We start from the raw sequence: 16,638 nt of genomic DNA on the forward strand, positions 1-16,638 counted from the left end.
GGCTAACACTGTTGCGGTCTCACTACCGACGGTGCTGTCCTGTCTTAGTGCTCGGGGGAGCGACAGAGAGGGTGGGCTATGCAGGGGACCGTCGCGCGGCCGCGGCTGACCAAGCTGTTGGGCGAGGGCTCTCGTCGCCGCTTGCTGACGGTGGTGGCCGACGCCGGGTTCGGCAAGTCCACTCTGCTGAGCTCCTGGGCCGCCGAGTGGCCCTGCGCTTGGTACACCGTCCGCGCTGAGGACCGCTCGCTCGCTGCGATGGTCACTGGCCTGGTCGACGCCCTGCACCGCCAGGTGCCCGCACTGTCGGCCGTACTGGCCGCTGAGCTCCAGGGGCCGCGTGGCCCCGACGCCGACGCCGAGCAGGGCACTAGAGCTCTCGCGTACGCCGCACTGCTCGCCGATGCGCTCGAGCAGAACCTCAAGGGCGACCTGGTGCTCGTGCTGGACGATTTGCACGAGCTCAACCCGGGTGACCCGGCAACGAAGTTGATCGAGGGCCTGGTACGAGTTGCGCCGCCCTCGTTGCACCTGGTGGTCGCGTCTCGGACGGCGATGCCCTTCGGGATCGACCGGCTGCGTGGGCGGGGTCAGGTGCTCGAGATCGACGCGACGGCGCTGGCCTTCACGGTGCAGGAGACCCGCGCGGTGCTGGACGTAGTACTGGGCGACGGCTCTGAGGAGCTTGCTGAGCCGTTGCAGGCCGCAGTACAGGGCTGGCCGGCTGCTGTGCGGCTGGCAGTCGAGGCGTTGCGCACAGTGCCGGCTTCGGAGCGGCAGGGCCGGTTGCGGCGGGCTCTGCGGTCGGATGGCCCGCTGTACGACTATCTGGCCGAGGAGGTCTTCGCAGCAGAGCCTCAGTCCGTACGCCGATTGGTTGCCGCGGTGGCCGTATTGCCGAGGTTCAGTGCCGAGCTCTGTCAGGCCGTAGGGCTCACTGAGAGCGCGGAAACCCTGCAGCAGCTGCGGATCCGGGGCCTGCTCGTCTCCGCTGGAGAGGTGGATGGCTACGAGCTCAACCCGCTCGTACGGGACTTCGCCATCGACCGGTTGTTCGCGGACGAGATCGGGATGGCCGAGCTGACTCTGCAAGCCGGGCAGTGGTTCGAGTCCGTCGGAGACCACCGGGACGCGCTGGCCTGCTACCAGTCGGTCGAACCGTCCCAGGTGGCCCGGATGCTCGCGCAGCGAGGGCATCTCATGGTCAGCGGCGGCCTGGCCGAAACAGTGGTGGCGGCCGTCAGCTCCCTGCCCGGGCAGCTACGAGACGCAGCGATGGACCAGCTGGAAGGCGAAGCGCGGCAGGTGCTCGGGGACTGGCAGGGCGCGGAGAACTGCTTCGACCGGATCATCGAGCCGGCGGGCGAGATCCCCGTCGCCATCGCCTGGCGACTAGGGCTGATCCATCACCTGCGCGGCAGGACCGACGTAGCGGTCGCCGTGTATCGCAGGGGGCGGATCGACGGGCAGCACCCGGCTGACGAGGCCCTGCTGCAGGCCTGGTGGGCGTCTGCGCACTGGTTGCGTGGGGAGTTCGACGAGTGCCGTGAGCTGATCGCAGGGGCGGAGGTCTCGGCGAAGACGTCGGGTGACGACCGGGCGCTGGCGATCGTCCACACGGTGCTGGCGATGCTTGCTGCCGTCGACAGCGACCCGGTCGGCAACGCCTCCCACTACCTCCGCGCATTGGAGTACGCAGAGCGCGCGGGCGACATCCTGCAGTCGATCCGCATTCGGGTGAACCGTGCGTCGCACCACATCGGCGAGGGCGACTACGTGCTCGGTCTGGGCGAGCTGGAGATCGCACTGGAGCTGGCCGATCGCTCCGGCTTCGCCGTGTTCCGTGCATTGGCGTTGAACAACAGAGGTCAGGCGCTACTGCGGATGGGCCGGCTGGACGAGGCCATCGGGGAGCTGGAGGCTTCGCGGGCGCTCTACCAGAAGCTGGAGTCGAAGCAGATCGCTCTACCGCTGACTGCGCTCGGTGAGGTCTACCGGGAGCGAGGGGACCGGGCCATGGCCCGAGCTTGTTATGAAGAGGCGATAGCCGTTGCTGACTCCAAGGACATGCAGTCCGTGGTCCCGTCGCTGGCGGGGCTGGCACGGGTCCTGGCAGTGGAGGAGCCGGAGCGGGCTGCCGAGCTCGCCGGCCTCGCTCGCCAGGCGGTGGCCTACGGCCCAGTCCTGGGGCTGTCTGGTGCACTGGTGGGGCTGGGGTGGGTGGCGCTCCACGCGGGTGACAAGGACGAGGCTGCCAACGCTGCGATGGAGTCGGCCGCGCTCTGCCGCCGACGCCGCGATCGGGCGGGACTGGCCGATGCACTCGAGCTGTACGCGGCTGCTGACGGCGGCGAGGTGCTGCACGAAGTACTGAACATCAGGCATGAGCTGGGCGATCCGCTGGGGCAGGCGCGTGCTGAGTTGATGCTGGCTGGGCGCACGCAGGGCAGCGAAGGCCGTGAGCTTGCACTGCAGGCTCACCAACAGTTCCTGGCTGCGGGAGCGACACGCTACGCGGCAGCGGCGCTGGCCGCCAGTCAGCAGACGGGCCCGGCTCCGGTGCGCATCGAGTGCCTAGGCGGCTTCCGCGTACTACGGGATGGCAAGGCGATCCAGCTAGGGGAGTGGCCGTCGAAGAAGGCCCGTGACCTACTGAAGATCCTGGTCGCCCGCCGCTGCCGTCCTGTCGCGCGGGTGCAGCTCCTGGATTTCCTCTGGCCGGACCAAGGCGAGTCGGTCGCTTCACCGAGACTGTCGGTCGCACTGTCGACCGTGCGCTCCGTGCTCGACCCGACCAAGCGCTACTCGCCCGACCGCTTCGTCGGAGCCGACCGGGCCACCATCTGGCTGGACAGCGACCAGACCTCAGTCGACGTCGAGGGCTTCCTCCAGGAAGCGCGAGCCGGGCTGGACGGCAACAACATGCCCCTGCTGCGCGCGGCCGAGGCGGGGTATAGCGGGGACTTCCTGGAAGAGGACGTGTACGCGGACTGGGCCGCGGGGATGCGTGAAGAGGCCAGGGCGCTCTATGTCCGGGTGGCGCGGGTGCTTGCTGAGCGCGGCAAGGGTGACCCGGACGCGGCCGCCGGGTACCTGTTGCGGATCCTGCAGCGCGACCAGTACGACGAGCGCGCCCACCTGGGCCTGGTGACCGCCTTCCTAGCGAGCGGAGCCCATGGCGAGGCTAGGCGGGCGTACCGGACGTATATCCAGCGGATGGCCGAGCTGGAGGTCGAACCGGCTCCGTACCCGGCGTTGCCGGCCAGGGTCTAGTTTCTGGCTTTAAGACTGTCTGAAGGTTTGCCAGCACTCTCGTCCCATGGCAGCTCCGGTACACAACGCGGACGTGACCTGCGAGTTCGGGGTCGCAGGCGACGAGCAGCACGGCTTCCACCGGGGCCGTGACTACCGCGCCGCCCCCGGTACGGCGATCAGGGCCACCATGGCCGGCGTCGTTGTCCGGGTGTCGGCGGAGCAGGTCGTGGTCGAGTCCAATGCCATCTGGCATCTGTACGACCACCTGGCCGGCCCGGAGGTGCGCCAAGGCGACACGGTGGAGACGGGGGATCGCCTCGGCCTGGCTGCTGGGCCACATCTGCACTACGAGGAGCGCGTCACGCCGTACGGGCCCGGTGACCACCGGAACCCGCGGTTCGACCTGCATCCGAACACGCGGCTGCACACGTAAGGGGGAGGTGGCGTTGGGCGGGCCGGTCGTGGAGGGAGCGACCGAGCCGCTCGCCGCTACTGTCAGCAGGATGATCGCTACCAGGTTCACCACCGAGCGGTCGGTGCTGCTGCCGCTGCGCGCCGAGTACTCCGAAGCGATGGCGAAGGTACTCGCGGATCCGGAGCTGTACGCGTTCACCGGTGGCGAGCCCCCGACGGCAGAGGCGCTCGCGGAGCGCTACCGGCGACAGGTGGCCGGCCCGGGCCGCCCTGGGGAGTCGTGGCTCAACTGGGTGATCAGCGTTACGCAGTACGACGAACTGGTCGGCTACGTCCAGGCCACGGTGATCGGTGACGAGGCGGAGATCGCCTGGGTGCTGGGGACGGCCTGGCAGGGGCACGGCTACGCCAAGGAGGCGGCTGTCGCTCTGGTCGCCTGGCTGCAGGCTCACGGGGCCGGGCGGGTCGTCGCGCACGTGCATCCCGAGCACCTCGCGTCGGCCGCCGTCGCCGCTGCGGCCGGGCTGCACCGGACGGACCAGCTCGACGACGGCGAGTACCTCTGGGTCCGGTAGAAAAAGAACAAGCCCGGCCGAGAACGGCCGGGCTTGCTCAAGCGGTGGTTCAGACCGGGCGGACGTTCTCCGCCTGCGGGCCCTTCGGGCCCTGGGTCAGGTCGAACTCGACCTTCTGGTTCTCATCGAGCGAACGGTAGCCGTCCGCCGCGATCGCCGAGTAGTGCACGAAGACGTCGGCGCCGCCGCCGTCCTGAGAAATGAAGCCGAAGCCCTTTTCACCGTTGAACCACTTCACTGTTCCGCTGGCCATGATCTGCTCCTTGTGTGGGGCGGGTAACAGGTCCCGACGGTCGTCGGTCCCCTGGTTGCTGAACGAGCCCTCCCACACCGGACCGAGGCCCAGAAATGAGAAAACGCCCTGCGGATCACAAATCCGCGGGCGTTTCTAAAAACAAACCGGGAACTGCAAAACTGCAACCGTCAGAAACGGTAGCACATCGGGGGCCGGTCGCAACTAGCCGCGACCGGCCCAGCCTGTCGCTATTTGCCGGCCTGCTCGACCGCCCAGGCCAGGGCACGGTCGGCGACCTCCTCCCAGCCGGCTTCGGCGGGCATCAGGTGGGCGCGGCCCGGGTACTCCTCGATCTCGGTGACCGTCGAGGGCGCCTTGTAGTGCCTCGCGTTCGAGCGCTGGACCGACGGCGGCATCAGGTGGTCATCGCCGCCGGACAGGAACAGCAGCGGCTTGCGGGCGTCGTTCTGGTAGTCCACCCAGGTGTCCTGATGACCCGGCAGCAGGTTCGCCAGTGCGCTGTCGAAGAGGATCCGGCCGGAGGCGGGGATGTGGTACCGCTCGTACAGCCGCCGGGACTCGTCCTCCGGGAACGTGTTCGTGAAGGCGTAGTGCCACTGCTCGTGGGTGTAGCCGACCGCCTTGTGCCGGTTGGCAGGGTTGCTCAGCACCGGGAAGGTCGACCGGATCTGGCTGAACGGCACCACCGGTACGCCCTCGGTCGGCGCCGAGTTGATCGCCACCCCGGCGGCGCCGAAACCGTGGTCCAGCAGGATCTGGACGAACGCGCCACCGGCCGAGTGGCCGATCAGGATCGGCGGCTGGTCCAGCTCACGGATCACCGACTCGAGGTGCTCGATGATGGCCGGCACGGTCACCTTCTCGATCGGCGACGGGTCCGCGTTCAGTGCCTCCACCTCGACCTCGTAGCCCGGGTATGCCGGTGCGATCACCCGGTAGCCCTGCCGTTCGTAGCGCTCGATCCACTGTTCCCAGCTGCGCGGCGTCACCCAGAAGCCGTGGACCAGAACGATCGTGTCGGGGTTCATCTCAGTACCTCCAAGTCGCGGGTTGATGCCTCGATTCTTCGGCTCAGGCACCCCTGCGCACGCCCCGATCCGGGCCATACTTGCCCCAGATCGGGACAGCGAGGGGGTTGTTGTGAGCGATGCAAGACATCGGGTCGCCGTCGCCGTGCTCGGCGACAAGCTGACGCTGGATCTCGCTGTCGCGGTGCAGGCCTTCGGGAACCGGCCGCCGATGTTCCAGAAGATCCGCCCGGAGCCTGAATCGCCGTACGACGTCGTGCTCTGTGGCAAGCCGTCCAACCCGCTCAGCGCCATCATCGGCGAGCTCCGGCCATTGCAGGAGCTGGCCGAGGCCGACACCGTCGTCGTGCCCGGCGTGGTCGATCAGGAGTCGGCCGAGAACCCGCAGGCACTCGCTGCGATCGCCAGCGCGGGCGCTGACGGCGCCAGGCTGGTCTCGCTCTGCACGGGCGCCTTCGTCCTTGGGTACGCCGGTGTGCTCGACGGGCATCGCGTGACCACGCACTGGGCGCTGGCCGAGGAGTTCCGGGCGGCCTTTCCCCGCGTGGAGCTGGCCGAGCATGAGCTGTACATCGACGACGGGCAGGTACTGACGTCAGGCGGCATGCTCGCGGCGGCGGATCTCTGCTTACACGTACTCCGGTCAGATCTCGGCCAGTCGTATGCCAACGACGTCTCCCGGCTGCTGGTGAGCCCCCCGCATCGGGCCGGCGGGCAGTCGCAGTACACGAAAATCATCGACAAGCCGCTGACCGGGTCGCTGGCGCCCGTGCTCGCGTGGATGCTTGAGCACCTCGATGAGCCGCTCACATTGCAGGCGGTCGCCGATCAGGCCCACATGAGCGGTCGCACGCTGGCGCGGCGGTTCCGCGCGGAGACCGGGCAAAGTGTCCTGGACTGGGTCGTGATGCGCCGGGTCGAGCGGGCTCGCGAGCTGCTGGAGGAATCGGATCTGACCGTCACCCAGATCGCGTACGCCGCCGGCTTCGGCTCGACCGAGTCTCTCCGCCGCCACTTTCTCCTGAGCGCCGGTACGAGCCCGGGCGCCTACCGAGCGACCTTCCGGCTGGCGGCCGAGCCTGCCGTCTGAGCTACCAGGATCCGCGGTGGTCCGGGACGAGCAGCGTGAACGGGATGATCAGCACCAGCACCGCGGCGAAGATGACGAAGCTGTACGCCTGTGCCAGGCCGCCGTTGGCGGAGTGCGACAGCAGGGCGGTCGTGACCGACACGGCGACGATGCCGCCGGACTGGCGGAACATGCCGCGGAGGCCGGCGATCGCCGAGATCTGGTCGGGGGCGAGTTGCAGGCTGGCGTTGTTGGAGGCGGGGATCGACAGACCCATCCCGACGCCGGTGATCCCGGCGGCGAGCGCCAGCCAGCCGTACGGGGTGAGGCCGTGCGGGGCGATCGCCATCAGCGTCATCCCGCCGGCCACGAGCAGGAAGCCACCGATCATCGGGGCCCGGTAGCCGGTACGCCGAAGCGCGAAGACGGCGAGCCCGGCGACGCAGATCATCCCGACGGCCCTGGCCGTGAGCAGCGTCCCGGCCTGCAGCGGCTGGATGCCGTAGCGCGATTCGGCGTACAGGGGGACGAGCGCGCCGAAGCCCAGTACGGCCGCGCCGAAGAGGAAGTTGATCGCGTTCATCGCGCCGAAGCCGCCGCCGCGGAGCAGGTTGACCGGGATGAATGGCGCCGCGTTGCGCCTGGCGTGCCGGACGAAGAGCAACCCGAGAGTGACCGCAATCACCTCGGCGGCGATGAACAGCGGATCGGCCGGTGACGCTCCACTGCTCCCGAGCGAGCTGATCCCGTACATCCCGAACAGGATCGTCAGCGTGAGCAGCACGGCGCCGACGGTGTCGACCCGGCCGGCCGGTTTGGGGGTGCTGCGCGGGATGAAGCGCAGGCCGAGCCCGATCAGCAGCAGGCCGATCGGCACGTTGACGATGAAGATCTCCCGCCAGGACCAGTACGTGACGATGACGCCGCCGATGATCGGGCCGAGGATGCCGCCGATCGGGAAGATCGAGGTGAACATGCCGATCGCCCGGTCCCGGTCGCGGCCGAACTGCTCGGACACGATGCCGGTCGCGGTCGGCATGAACGCGCCGCCGCCGATCGCCTGGAAGGCGCGGAACACCACCAGCAGGTAGATGTTGTCGGCGAGGCTGCAGCACAGCGAGGCGACGGTGAACAGCACGGCGGCGCCGAGGAAGACGCGCTTGCGGCCGAACTGGTCGCCGAGCCGGCCGGCCAGCGGCATCACGATGATCTGGCCGAGCGCGTAGATGGTGATCGTCCAGCCGCTCCAGTTCAGCTCCGCGTGCAGGTCGCCGCGGATGGCGTTGAGCGCGGTCGCCACTATGGTCTGATCGATCGAGGCCATCAGCAGGGCGATCGAGACGATGCCGAAGACGATCCGCCGGTGGGCCAGCGGCTCATCCGCGGCCGGTTCGGCAAGCTGAGAAGCTGAACTCGACGGTTCCATCGATGAACAGACTACATTGCTTGCCAGCAGGCAATAAAGGCCGAAGAGGGATACAGGACATGACCGACACCGAGACGCTGAGCAAGCTCCGCGCCGTGATCTCCCGGCTCGCGCGTGAGCTCAACGCCACGGCCACCGGCGAGGGCCTGACGCCGACCCAGGCCTCGGTCCTCGGCCTGATCGCCTTCCGCGGCCCTCTCGGCCTGACCGAGCTGGCGCAACTGGAGGGCCTCAACCCGACCATGCTCTCCCGCGTGGTCGGCAAGTTGACCGAGCTCGGCCTGATCCAGCGCGATCCCAATCCGGACGACCTCCGCGCCATCCGGGTCGAGGCCACCGACGCCGGCCGCCACCTGCACGAACGCGTCAAGCTCCTCCGCACCAAGACCATCGGCGACTGTCTCGACCAGCTCCCCGCCGACTCGGCCGCGACCATCATCGACGCCCTCCCGGCCCTGGAAGAACTGGCCCAGGCGATGCGCGCCGCCCACGCCTGACAGGTGGTCCGGTCAGCTCATCGCTGACGCCTATCAACTCATCGGAAATGTGACCTGGGTCATGTCTTGACCGCCTTCTGGGCCCGGCCTACTGTATGCGGTATACCAAGCCCCTCCGGAAGGTGGGACCAATGGCGAGACCGCGTTACGCCGTCAACTGCTCGATCCTGTTCACCGAACTGCCTTTGCTGGAAAGACCGCAGGCCGCCCGGGATGCCGGGTTCGAGGCGGTGGAGTTCTGGTGGCCGTTCGACAGCCCGCTGCCCGGTGACGCCGAGGTCGACGCGTTCGAACGCGCGATCCGCGACGCCGGCGTCCAGCTGGTAGGGCTCAACTTCGCCGCCGGTGACCTGCCGGCCGGCGACCGCGGCCTGGTGTCGTGGCCGCAACGATCGCTGGAGTTCCGCGACAACATCGCGGTGACGCTGGGGATCGGCGAACGGCTGGGCTGCCGCGCCTTCAACGCGTTGTACGGCAATCGCGTCGACGGCGTCGCCCCCGCCGAGCAGGACGAGCTCGCCGCCGAGAACCTCGCCCTGGCCGGTACGGCGGCCGGCTCCTTCGGCGCGACCGTCCTGGTCGAGCCGGTCAGTGGCGCCCCGAAGTACCCGTTGCTGACGGCAACCGATGCCGTCGAGGTGATCACCCGGGTCGAACGCGAGTCCGGCGTGACCAGCCTCGGGTTGCTCGCGGACCTCTACCACCTGACCGTCAACGGCGATGACGTCAGCAAGGCGATCACGACGTACGCCGATCGCATCGCGCACGTTCAGCTCGCGGACTCGCCCGGTCGCAACGAGCCCGGGACCGGTGAGATCCCGATCGCGCAGTACCTCGGTGAACTCCAGCAGGCCGGCTACGACGGCTGGATCGGGCTGGAGTACAAGCCCAGCACCACAACCCCCGACAGCTTCGCCTGGATCCCTCGCACCTGAGCCAAGGAGCCCTGTATGCCCCGAATGACTGCCGCCCGCGCGGCGGTGGAGATCCTCCGTCGCGAAGGCATCACGAACCTGTTCGGCCTCCCCGGTGCGGCCATCAACCCCTTCTACAGCGCGGTTCGCGCGCAGGGTGAGCTCAAGCACGTGCTCGCCCGGCACGTCGAAGGCGCCTCGCACATGGCCGAGGGCTACACCCGCGCCAAGGCGGGAAACATCGGAGTCTGCGTCGGTACGTCGGGTCCCGCCGGCACCGACATGATCACCGGCCTGTACTCCGCCAGCGCAGACTCCATCCCGATCCTGTGCGTCACCGGCCAGGCGCCGGTCGCGAAGCTGCACAAGGAGGACTTCCAGGCCGTCGACATCTCCACGATCGCCCAGTCGGTCACCAAGTGGGCGGTCACTGTACTGGAGGCCGCGCAGGTGCCGGGTGTCTTCCAGAAGGCGTTCCAGCTGATGCGCTCCGGTCGTCCCGGACCGGTGCTCATCGATCTGCCGATCGACGTCCAGTTGACCGAGATCGACTTCGACCCCGACCTGTACGTCCCGCTGCCGATCGCGTCGCCGCGGGCCACGGTCGCACAGGCCGAGACGGTACTGCGGATGCTGGCCGAAGCCGAGCACCCGCTGATCGTCGCGGGTGGCGGCATCATCAACGCGGATGCGGCGGACCTCCTGGTCGAGTTCGCCGAGCTCACCGGCGTGCCGGTGGTGCCGACGTTGATGGGCTGGGGGGCGATCCCGGACGACCATCGGCTGATGGCCGGGATGGTCGGGCTGCAGACGTCGCACCGGTACGGCAACGAGACGCTGCTGGCCTCCGATCTGGTGATCGGGATCGGCAACCGGTGGGCCAACCGGCACACGGGTTCGGTCGCGACGTACACGAAGGGTCGCAAGTTCGTCCATATCGACATCGAGCCGACCCAGATCGGGCGGGTGTTCGCGCCGGATCTCGGCATCGCGTCGGATGCGAAGGCCGCGCTCGAAGTACTGATCCATGTCGCTCGGGACGGCGCTCCGCTGAAGGATCGGTCGGAGTGGTCGGCTGCTTGCCGCGAACGGAAGCGGACGCTGCTGCGGCGTACCGACTTCGAGGACGTGCCGGTGAAACCGCAGCGGGTCTATCAGGAGATGAACAATGCCTTCGGGCCGGACACCCGGTACGTCTCCACGATCGGGTTGTCGCAGATCCAGGCCGCGCAGATGCTGCATGTCTATCGGCCGCGGCACTGGATCAACGCCGGGCAGGCGGGTCCGCTCGGCTGGACCGGACCGGCGGCTCTCGGTGTTGCGGTCGCCGATCCGGAAGCGACCGTCGTGGCGCTGTCGGGCGACTACGACTTCCAGTTCCTGATCGAGGAACTCGCGGTCGGCGCCCAGTTCAACATTCCCTACATCCACGTGGTGGTGAACAACGCCTATCTCGGGCTGATCCGGCAGGCGCAGCGGGGGCTGGAGATGGACTACTGCGTCCAGCTGTCGTTCGAGAACATCAACGCGCCCGAGCTGAACGGGTACGGCGTCGACCACGTCAAGGTCGCCGAAGGCCTTGGCTGCAAGGCGTTGCGGGTGTTCGAGCCGGACGGCATCCTGCCCGCGCTGGAGCAGGCGAAGAAGCTGATGGTCGAGCACCGGGTGCCGATCATGGTCGAGGTGATCCTGGAACGCGTCACCAACGTCTCGATGGGAACCGAGATCGACAACGTGATCGAGTTCGCTGAGCTCGACGGCGTCCAGAACCCGATCCCGACCGCCTCCGGGCTACGAGACTAGGAGTCCGCGGATGAAGGTTGCGATTCTGGGCGCCGGTGCGATCGGCGCATACGTCGGTGCCGCACTGCATCGGGGTGGGACCGAGGTGCATTTGGTTGCCCGCGGCCCCCACTTGCAGGCGATCCGGGCCAACGGCGTGCAGGTACTGAGTCCGCGGGGTGACTGGGTCGCCCGTACGCCGGCCACCGACGACCCCGCCGAGATCGGGCCGGTCGACGTCGTCTTCCTGGGACTGAAGGCGAACTCGTACGCGTCCTGCGGGCCGCTGATCGAGCCGCTGCTGCACGGCAAGACGGCCGTCGTGGCCGCCCAGAACGGGATTCCGTGGTGGTACTTCCACGGTCTGCCGGGGCCGTACGAGGATCGCCGGATCGAGTCGGTGGACCCGGGTGGTGAGGTGACCCGGGTCCTCTCGCTCGAGCGCGCGATCGGTTGCGTCGTCTACTGCTCCACCGAGTTGGAGGGGCCGGGCGTCGTCCGGCATCTCGAAGGCACCCGGTTCTCGATCGGCGAGCCGGACGGTGTCCGCTCGGACCGGTGTCTGGAGTTCAGCGAGGCGATGGTCGCCGGCGGACTGAAGTGTCCGGTCGAGGAGGACATCCGCAACGACATCTGGATCAAGCTGCTCGGCAACGCGGCCTTCAACCCGATCAGCGCGCTGGCCCGCGCGACGATGGTGGAGATCGCCCAGCACCGGGGTACCCGCGCGATGATCCGGCTGATGATGGAGGAGACGCTGGAGGTCGCGGCCGCTGTCGGGTCCACGCCCGACATCTCGGTCGACAAACGCATCGACGGCGCCGAACGGGTCGGCGAACACAAGACCTCGATGCTCCAGGACCTGGAGAAGGACAAGCCACTCGAGCTGGACGTCATCCTCGCCGCAGTGGTGGAGCTGGCCGACCTGACCGGCACCAAGGCCCCGACCCTCCGCGCGGTCCACGCGGTGACCGACCTCCTCTCGACCAAGGTCGGCATGACCCCCATCGCTCACGCCCCGACAGCAGCGAGAGCCGTCTAGCCAGACGGGCCCGGAGCCGAGCGCGCCCTGCCAGGCCCCCTCCGGACCCGTCTGTTCCACTCAGCTACAAATCAACAGGACCGAGCGAAGCGCCAGTGGTGAACTCAGCGGTCCGAGAGGCCATCGTGTCGAGCTCCAGGACGACCAGTTCGTTCGCCCCTCGACGGATGACAGGCCCCGGTACATACAGCGCGTGCTGCGGGCCGCGATGCCAGTAGCGCCCGAGGCAGAAGCCGTTCACCCACGCAAAACCCTTGCCCCAGGCATCGGTCTTGAGGAAGTGATCGACCGGACCGTCGGCGTCGAAGGTCGCTCGCCAAGCGGTCGGGCCCGGGGCCACCACGGCCTTCTCGCTGACGGACTGCCACGAAGAGGGGACGGCGTCGAGGTCGATGACGCAGGTCGACCAGCTCGTGAGCGGGATCGAGTCGAGCAGAACGGCACCGGTCAGGCCCTTCGGTTCGCCGATCCGGGGACCGTAGTTGACCCGCCCCTGATCCTCGACGACCAACTCCAGCCGGCCGCGGCCGTGCGGCAGGAGGATGGCGCGATCGTGGTTCTCGCGTTCCAGGATGCCGACCGGGTGGCCGTCGAGGAAGATCTGGGCGCGATCGCGGACCTCGCCGACCTCGAGCAGAGCAGGCCCCTCGACCTCGATCTCGGTCCGGTAGATCGCGAGCCGGGCGCCCAGCCCGTCGAGGGTCGGTAGCGACGCGTGCGTGGTCCACCGCCCCCGCACGGAAACAGGCTCGCCCAGTGGTACCGAGAACTCCGGTGCCGGCTCGACCGAAGCCGGAGTCATCGGCGGCACCGTTGCGTAGCGGGAGATCACCTCCCGGAAGGCGTGGAACTTCGCGGTGAAGTCCCCCGCCTCGTCCAGCGGGGCGTCGTAGTCATACGACGTGACTGTCGGCCGGTAGACGCCCTTGTCGTTGGCCCCGTTGGTGAGGCCGAAGTTCGTGCCGCCGTGGAACATGTACACGTTGACCGATGCCCCCGTGGCCAGCAAGATGTCCAGCTCCGAGGCCGCGTCCTCGACCGAGGTCGTGTGATGAGGACCGCCCCAGTGGTCGAACCACCCATCCCAGAACTCCATGCACATCAGCGGACCCGACGGTTGATGGGCCCGCAAGGTGCGGAGCCTCTCGGTGCTGCGCGAGCCGAAGGACCCGGTCCGCAGTACGCCGTCCAGCCCACCCGCCGCGAGCATCTCGTCCACCGGCTGATCCACGGTCACGAGCGGCACCGTGATCCCGGCTCGGCCGATCAGGTCGGCCAGCGCCTTCAGATAGACCTGGTCGGTACCGAAAGCGCCGTACTCGTTCTCGACCTGGACCAGCAGCACTGGTCCACCGTGATGGACCTGCAGCGGCTCCACGATGCGCAGTACCTGCTGGAGATACTCCTCGATCGCGGCCAGGAACCGCGGCTCGTGCCGGCGGACGCCCACGCCTGGCTCCTGGAAGAGCCAGGCGGGGAGGCCGCCGTTGTCCCACTCCGCGCAGATGTACGGGCCTGGGCGGACGATCGCGTACAGGCCGGCTTCGGCGACCAGCCGCAGGAACCGCCCGAGATCGAGCATCCCTTCGGTGTCGAAGACCCCGGGCCGAGGACTGTGGGCGTTCCACGGCACATAGGTCTCGATGGTGTTGAGTCCCATCAGGCGGGCCTTCTCGATCCGGTCCGCCCAGGACTGCGGATGAACGCGGAAGTAGTGCAGGGCGCCGGACAGGATCCGGAACGGCGCACCGTCGAGGAGGAAATCGGACTCACCGATCGTGAAGTCGGACATCATCCTGATCGAGGCACATCGGCTCGACGAGGCAGATGTCCGGATGCCCGAAGGGATGCCGGTCGTGGTGATCGACTCGAATGCCGACCTCGACTACCCGGTCGTCGATACCGACCAGGCCCAGGGTGCCCGGCTGGCGACCGAGCACCTGCTCGACCTCGGACACCGGACGGTCTGGCATCTCGGCGGCCCGGAGGATTCCTACGCCGCCTCGCGCCGGCTGCGATCGTGGCGGCAGACTCTGACCGACCGCGGGTGCCCGGTACCGCCCGTGCTGACCGGTGACTGGTCGGCCGGCTCCGGGTACGAGGCCGGCCGCGTGCTCGCCGCCGACCCCGAGGTCACCGCGGTCTTCGCGGCCAACGACCAGATGGCCCTCGGCCTGCTGCGAGCCCTGCACGAGCGCGGCCGGTCAGTTCCCGGGAACGTCAGCGTGGTGGGCTTCGACGACATGGAGGAGGCCGCCCAGTTCTGGCCTCCGCTGACGACGATCCGCCAGTTCTTCCCCGAGGTCGCTCGCCGCAGCGTCGACGCCCTGATCGAAGGGATCCGGACAGGTGAGCACCACCACCAGCCCGTCGCCGTCGGCACCGAGCTGGTGGTCCGGGCCAGCACTGCTCCACCAGCTGACCTCGAACAACTGGTGCGAGACCCGCCGGCAGGCAATCATGCGCTATGAACAACCGCGAGGAGCTGTCAGCTCCTCTATCTACCTCGGCGGCTGCGGCGGCGCATCCGGCAGCTCTCTTGACTTCAGGATGAACGGCCGGACAGCGACTCGATGACGGCCAGCAGGGATGAGTGGTCGTCGGAGCCGTGGCCGGTGGCTCGGGCTGCGGCGACCAGTTGGGCTACTACGCCGGTGACGGGCAGGGAGACGCCGGCGGCACGAGCCGACGCCAGGGCGATGCCCATGTCCTTGTGGTGCAGGTCGATCCGGAAGCCGGGCTCGAACTGACGGGCGAGCATCGAGGCCGACTTCAGGTCGAGGATGCGGTTTCCGGCCAGACCGCCGGCCAGTACTTCGAGCCCGCGCTCGCCGTCGACACCGGAAGCCTCCAGCAGCACGATCGCCTCGCTGACCAGCGCGATGATGCCGGCCACCATCAACTGGTTGGCCGCCTTCACCGTCTGGCCGGCGCCGTACCCGCCGACGTGCACGATGGTCCGGCCGAGGTCCTCGAGGATCGGTCGCGCCGACGCGAAATCCTCGGCACTACCACCGACCATGATCGACAACGACGCCTTGATCGCACCTTGCTCACCACCACTCACCGGCGCATCCAGCACCCGTACTCCGCGCGCCGAACCCTGCGCCGCAACCGCCAGCGAGGTCTCCGGCGCGATCGAGCTCATGTCGATCAGGAGCACGCCCGGCGCGGCCGCCTCGAGCACCCCGCCCGGCCCGAGGACGACCTCCGCCACCTGCGGTGAGTCGGGCAGCATGGTGATGACCACCTCGACACCCGACACCGCCGAGGCGATGTCCGGTGCGGGCTTGCCGCCGGCCTGCAGGAGTTTGTCGACGGACGCCGGTACGACGTCGTAGCCGGTCACCTCGTGGCCGGCCGTGATCAGGTTCGCGGCCATGTGCGAGCCCATGATGCCGAGCCCGATGAATCCGATCTTCGCCATGCTGCTTGCCCCTTCTGAAGGACGAGGAGTTGGTCGGGAGTTGGTGGACGAGGAGTCAGTGGACGAGGAGCCGGTCGAGCGCCTCGCGCATCAGCTGGGCGGTCTCGCTCGGCGTCTTGCCGACCTTCACGCCGACCGCTTCGAGCGCTTCCTGCTTGGCGGCCGCAGTACCGGACGAACCGGAAACGATCGCGCCCGCATGCCCCATCGTCTTGCCTTCGGGAGCGGTGAACCCGGCGACATATCCGACGACCAGCTTGGTCACGTACTCCTTGATGAACGCCGCCGCGCGCTCCTCGGCGTCGCCACCGATCTCGCCGATCATCACGATCGCCTCGGTCTCGGGGTCGTCCTGGAAGGCGCGCAACGCGTCGATGTGCGTCGTCCCGATGATCGGGTCGCCGCCGATCCCGATCGCCGTCGTGAAGCCGTACTCGCGCAGTTCGTACATCATCTGGTAGGTCAGCGTGCCCGACTTCGACACCAACCCGATCCGGCCGGGACCGGCGATGTCGGCCGGGATGATGCCGGCGTTCGCCCTGCCGGGGGTGATCAGGCCGGGGGAGTTGGGCCCGATGATCCGGGTGCCCGTGGCCTGCGCGTGGGCGAAGAACGCGGCAGTATCGTGCACCGGCACGCCTTCGGTGATCACCACCACCAGTGGGATCCCGGCGTCGACGGCCTCGATCACCGCGCCTTTGGTAAAGCGCGGCGGCACGAAGACGATCGAGACATCGGCGCCGGTGGACTTCACCGCGTCGGCGCACGAGCCGTAGACCGGGATCGACCGCCTGGCGAAGTCGACCGACTGGCCGCCCTTGCCCGGCGTCACGCCACCGACGATATTGGTGCCCGCGGCAAGCATCCGCGAGGTGTGTTTCTGCCCCTCGGCCCCGGTCATGCCCTGAACGATGACCCGGCTGTTCTCGGTCAGAAAGATTGCCATCTCACTA

The 16,638-nt window shown here is 68.4% G+C and carries 15 protein-coding genes; 9 read left to right on the forward strand and 6 right to left on the reverse strand.

What is annotated here, in order from left to right; genetic code table 11:
* Nucleotides 1-78: 78 nt before the first annotated feature.
* The 3 genes from G3I17_RS38145 (at nucleotide 79) to G3I17_RS38155 (ending at nucleotide 4,244) form a co-directional block, all read left to right on the forward strand.
* Nucleotides 79-3,273, forward strand: coding sequence for a tetratricopeptide repeat protein (locus tag G3I17_RS38145; RefSeq protein ID WP_164604092.1), 3,195 nt, complete (start codon nucleotides 79-81; stop codon nucleotides 3,271-3,273).
* 46 nt (nucleotides 3,274-3,319) lie between these two features.
* Nucleotides 3,320-3,688, forward strand: coding sequence for a M23 family metallopeptidase (locus G3I17_RS38150; protein WP_164604094.1), 369 nt, complete (start codon nucleotides 3,320-3,322; stop codon nucleotides 3,686-3,688).
* 70 nt (nucleotides 3,689-3,758) lie between these two features.
* Nucleotides 3,759-4,244, forward strand: coding sequence for a GNAT family N-acetyltransferase (locus G3I17_RS38155; protein WP_164604096.1), 486 nt, complete (start codon nucleotides 3,759-3,761; stop codon nucleotides 4,242-4,244).
* A gap of 49 nt (nucleotides 4,245-4,293) precedes the next feature.
* Here the strand turns inward: G3I17_RS38155 and G3I17_RS38160 are convergent, their stop codons facing one another.
* Nucleotides 4,294-4,497, reverse strand: coding sequence for a cold-shock protein (locus G3I17_RS38160; protein ID WP_026163488.1), 204 nt, complete (start codon nucleotides 4,495-4,497; stop codon nucleotides 4,294-4,296).
* Nucleotides 4,498-4,727: 230 nt separating this feature from the next.
* The gene (locus tag G3I17_RS38165; protein WP_164604098.1) at nucleotides 4,728-5,528 is read right to left on the reverse strand and encodes an alpha/beta hydrolase; all 801 of its coding nucleotides are present in this window, start codon (nucleotides 5,526-5,528) and stop codon (nucleotides 4,728-4,730) included.
* 112 nt (nucleotides 5,529-5,640) lie between these two features.
* Between G3I17_RS38165 and G3I17_RS38170 the strand changes: the two genes are divergently transcribed.
* Nucleotides 5,641-6,618, forward strand: a complete 978-nt coding sequence (locus tag G3I17_RS38170) for a helix-turn-helix domain-containing protein (RefSeq protein ID WP_203591323.1) — start codon at nucleotides 5,641-5,643, stop codon at nucleotides 6,616-6,618.
* Nucleotide 6,619: 1 nt separating this feature from the next.
* Here G3I17_RS38170 and G3I17_RS38175 read toward each other — a convergent pair whose 3' ends face one another.
* Nucleotides 6,620-8,023: an MFS transporter gene (locus G3I17_RS38175; protein WP_164604102.1), complete on the reverse strand. Its 1,404-nt coding sequence runs from the start codon at nucleotides 8,021-8,023 to the stop codon at nucleotides 6,620-6,622.
* 59 nt (nucleotides 8,024-8,082) lie between these two features.
* On the opposite strand from G3I17_RS38175, the gene G3I17_RS38180 reads away from it, so the two are divergent.
* From G3I17_RS38180 to G3I17_RS38195, 4 genes are all read left to right on the forward strand, one after another.
* Nucleotides 8,083-8,520, forward strand: a complete 438-nt coding sequence (locus G3I17_RS38180; RefSeq protein ID WP_164604104.1) for a MarR family transcriptional regulator — start codon at nucleotides 8,083-8,085, stop codon at nucleotides 8,518-8,520.
* Nucleotides 8,521-8,651: 131 nt separating this feature from the next.
* A complete protein-coding gene (locus tag G3I17_RS38185) occupies nucleotides 8,652-9,455 on the forward strand; it encodes a TIM barrel protein (protein ID WP_164604106.1) in 804 nt (267 codons plus the stop codon).
* Between the two features lie 15 nt (nucleotides 9,456-9,470).
* Complete coding sequence (gcl, locus tag G3I17_RS38190; protein WP_164604108.1) at nucleotides 9,471-11,237, forward strand: glyoxylate carboligase; 1,767 nt, start codon at nucleotides 9,471-9,473, stop codon at nucleotides 11,235-11,237.
* A 10-nt stretch (nucleotides 11,238-11,247) separates the two neighbouring features.
* Nucleotides 11,248-12,258, forward strand: coding sequence for a 2-dehydropantoate 2-reductase (locus G3I17_RS38195; RefSeq protein WP_164604110.1), 1,011 nt, complete (start codon nucleotides 11,248-11,250; stop codon nucleotides 12,256-12,258).
* Between the two features lie 64 nt (nucleotides 12,259-12,322).
* On the opposite strand, the gene G3I17_RS38200 is transcribed toward G3I17_RS38195, so the two are convergent.
* Nucleotides 12,323-14,050 (reverse strand): beta-galactosidase family protein, encoded by a 1,728-nt coding sequence (locus G3I17_RS38200; RefSeq protein WP_164604112.1) that lies wholly within the window; start codon nucleotides 14,048-14,050, stop codon nucleotides 12,323-12,325.
* On the opposite strand from G3I17_RS38200, the gene G3I17_RS38205 reads away from it, so the two are divergent.
* The gene (locus tag G3I17_RS38205; protein WP_343238554.1) at nucleotides 14,037-14,729 is read left to right on the forward strand and encodes a substrate-binding domain-containing protein; all 693 of its coding nucleotides are present in this window, start codon (nucleotides 14,037-14,039) and stop codon (nucleotides 14,727-14,729) included. The two genes, G3I17_RS38200 and G3I17_RS38205, sit on opposite strands and share 14 nt — an antisense overlap.
* Before the next feature lie 74 nt (nucleotides 14,730-14,803).
* On the opposite strand, the gene G3I17_RS38210 is transcribed toward G3I17_RS38205, so the two are convergent.
* Nucleotides 14,804-15,685, reverse strand: coding sequence for a 2-hydroxy-3-oxopropionate reductase (locus G3I17_RS38210; RefSeq protein ID WP_164604114.1), 882 nt, complete (start codon nucleotides 15,683-15,685; stop codon nucleotides 14,804-14,806).
* A gap of 55 nt (nucleotides 15,686-15,740) precedes the next feature.
* The gene (gene sucD / locus G3I17_RS38215; protein WP_164604116.1) at nucleotides 15,741-16,631 is read right to left on the reverse strand and encodes a succinate--CoA ligase subunit alpha; all 891 of its coding nucleotides are present in this window, start codon (nucleotides 16,629-16,631) and stop codon (nucleotides 15,741-15,743) included.
* Nucleotides 16,632-16,638 lie beyond the last annotated feature (7 nt).

This window comes from Streptomyces sp. SID13031, assembly GCF_010548305.1.
Lineage (GTDB): Bacteria > Actinomycetota > Actinomycetes > Propionibacteriales > Kribbellaceae > Kribbella.

Coding starts and splice junctions, on each gene's coding strand:
- G3I17_RS38160 (WP_026163488.1), bottom strand. CDS start 4,497: ATGGCCAGCGGAACAGTGAAGTGGTTCAACGGTGAAAAGGGCTTCGGC.
- G3I17_RS38195 (WP_164604110.1), top strand. CDS start 11,248: ATGAAGGTTGCGATTCTGGGCGCCGGTGCGATCGGCGCATACGTCGGT.
- G3I17_RS38155 (WP_164604096.1), top strand. CDS start 3,759: ATGATCGCTACCAGGTTCACCACCGAGCGGTCGGTGCTGCTGCCGCTG.
- sucD (WP_164604116.1), bottom strand. CDS start 16,631: ATGGCAATCTTTCTGACCGAGAACAGCCGGGTCATCGTTCAGGGCATG.
- G3I17_RS38200 (WP_164604112.1), bottom strand. CDS start 14,050: ATGTCCGACTTCACGATCGGTGAGTCCGATTTCCTCCTCGACGGTGCG.
- G3I17_RS38150 (WP_164604094.1), top strand. CDS start 3,320: ATGGCAGCTCCGGTACACAACGCGGACGTGACCTGCGAGTTCGGGGTC.
- G3I17_RS38165 (WP_164604098.1), bottom strand. CDS start 5,528: ATGAACCCCGACACGATCGTTCTGGTCCACGGCTTCTGGGTGACGCCG.
- gcl (WP_164604108.1), top strand. CDS start 9,471: ATGCCCCGAATGACTGCCGCCCGCGCGGCGGTGGAGATCCTCCGTCGC.
- G3I17_RS38175 (WP_164604102.1), bottom strand. CDS start 8,023: ATGGAACCGTCGAGTTCAGCTTCTCAGCTTGCCGAACCGGCCGCGGAT.
- G3I17_RS38185 (WP_164604106.1), top strand. CDS start 8,652: ATGGCGAGACCGCGTTACGCCGTCAACTGCTCGATCCTGTTCACCGAA.
- G3I17_RS38210 (WP_164604114.1), bottom strand. CDS start 15,685: ATGGCGAAGATCGGATTCATCGGGCTCGGCATCATGGGCTCGCACATG.
- G3I17_RS38180 (WP_164604104.1), top strand. CDS start 8,083: ATGACCGACACCGAGACGCTGAGCAAGCTCCGCGCCGTGATCTCCCGG.
- G3I17_RS38145 (WP_164604092.1), top strand. CDS start 79: ATGCAGGGGACCGTCGCGCGGCCGCGGCTGACCAAGCTGTTGGGCGAG.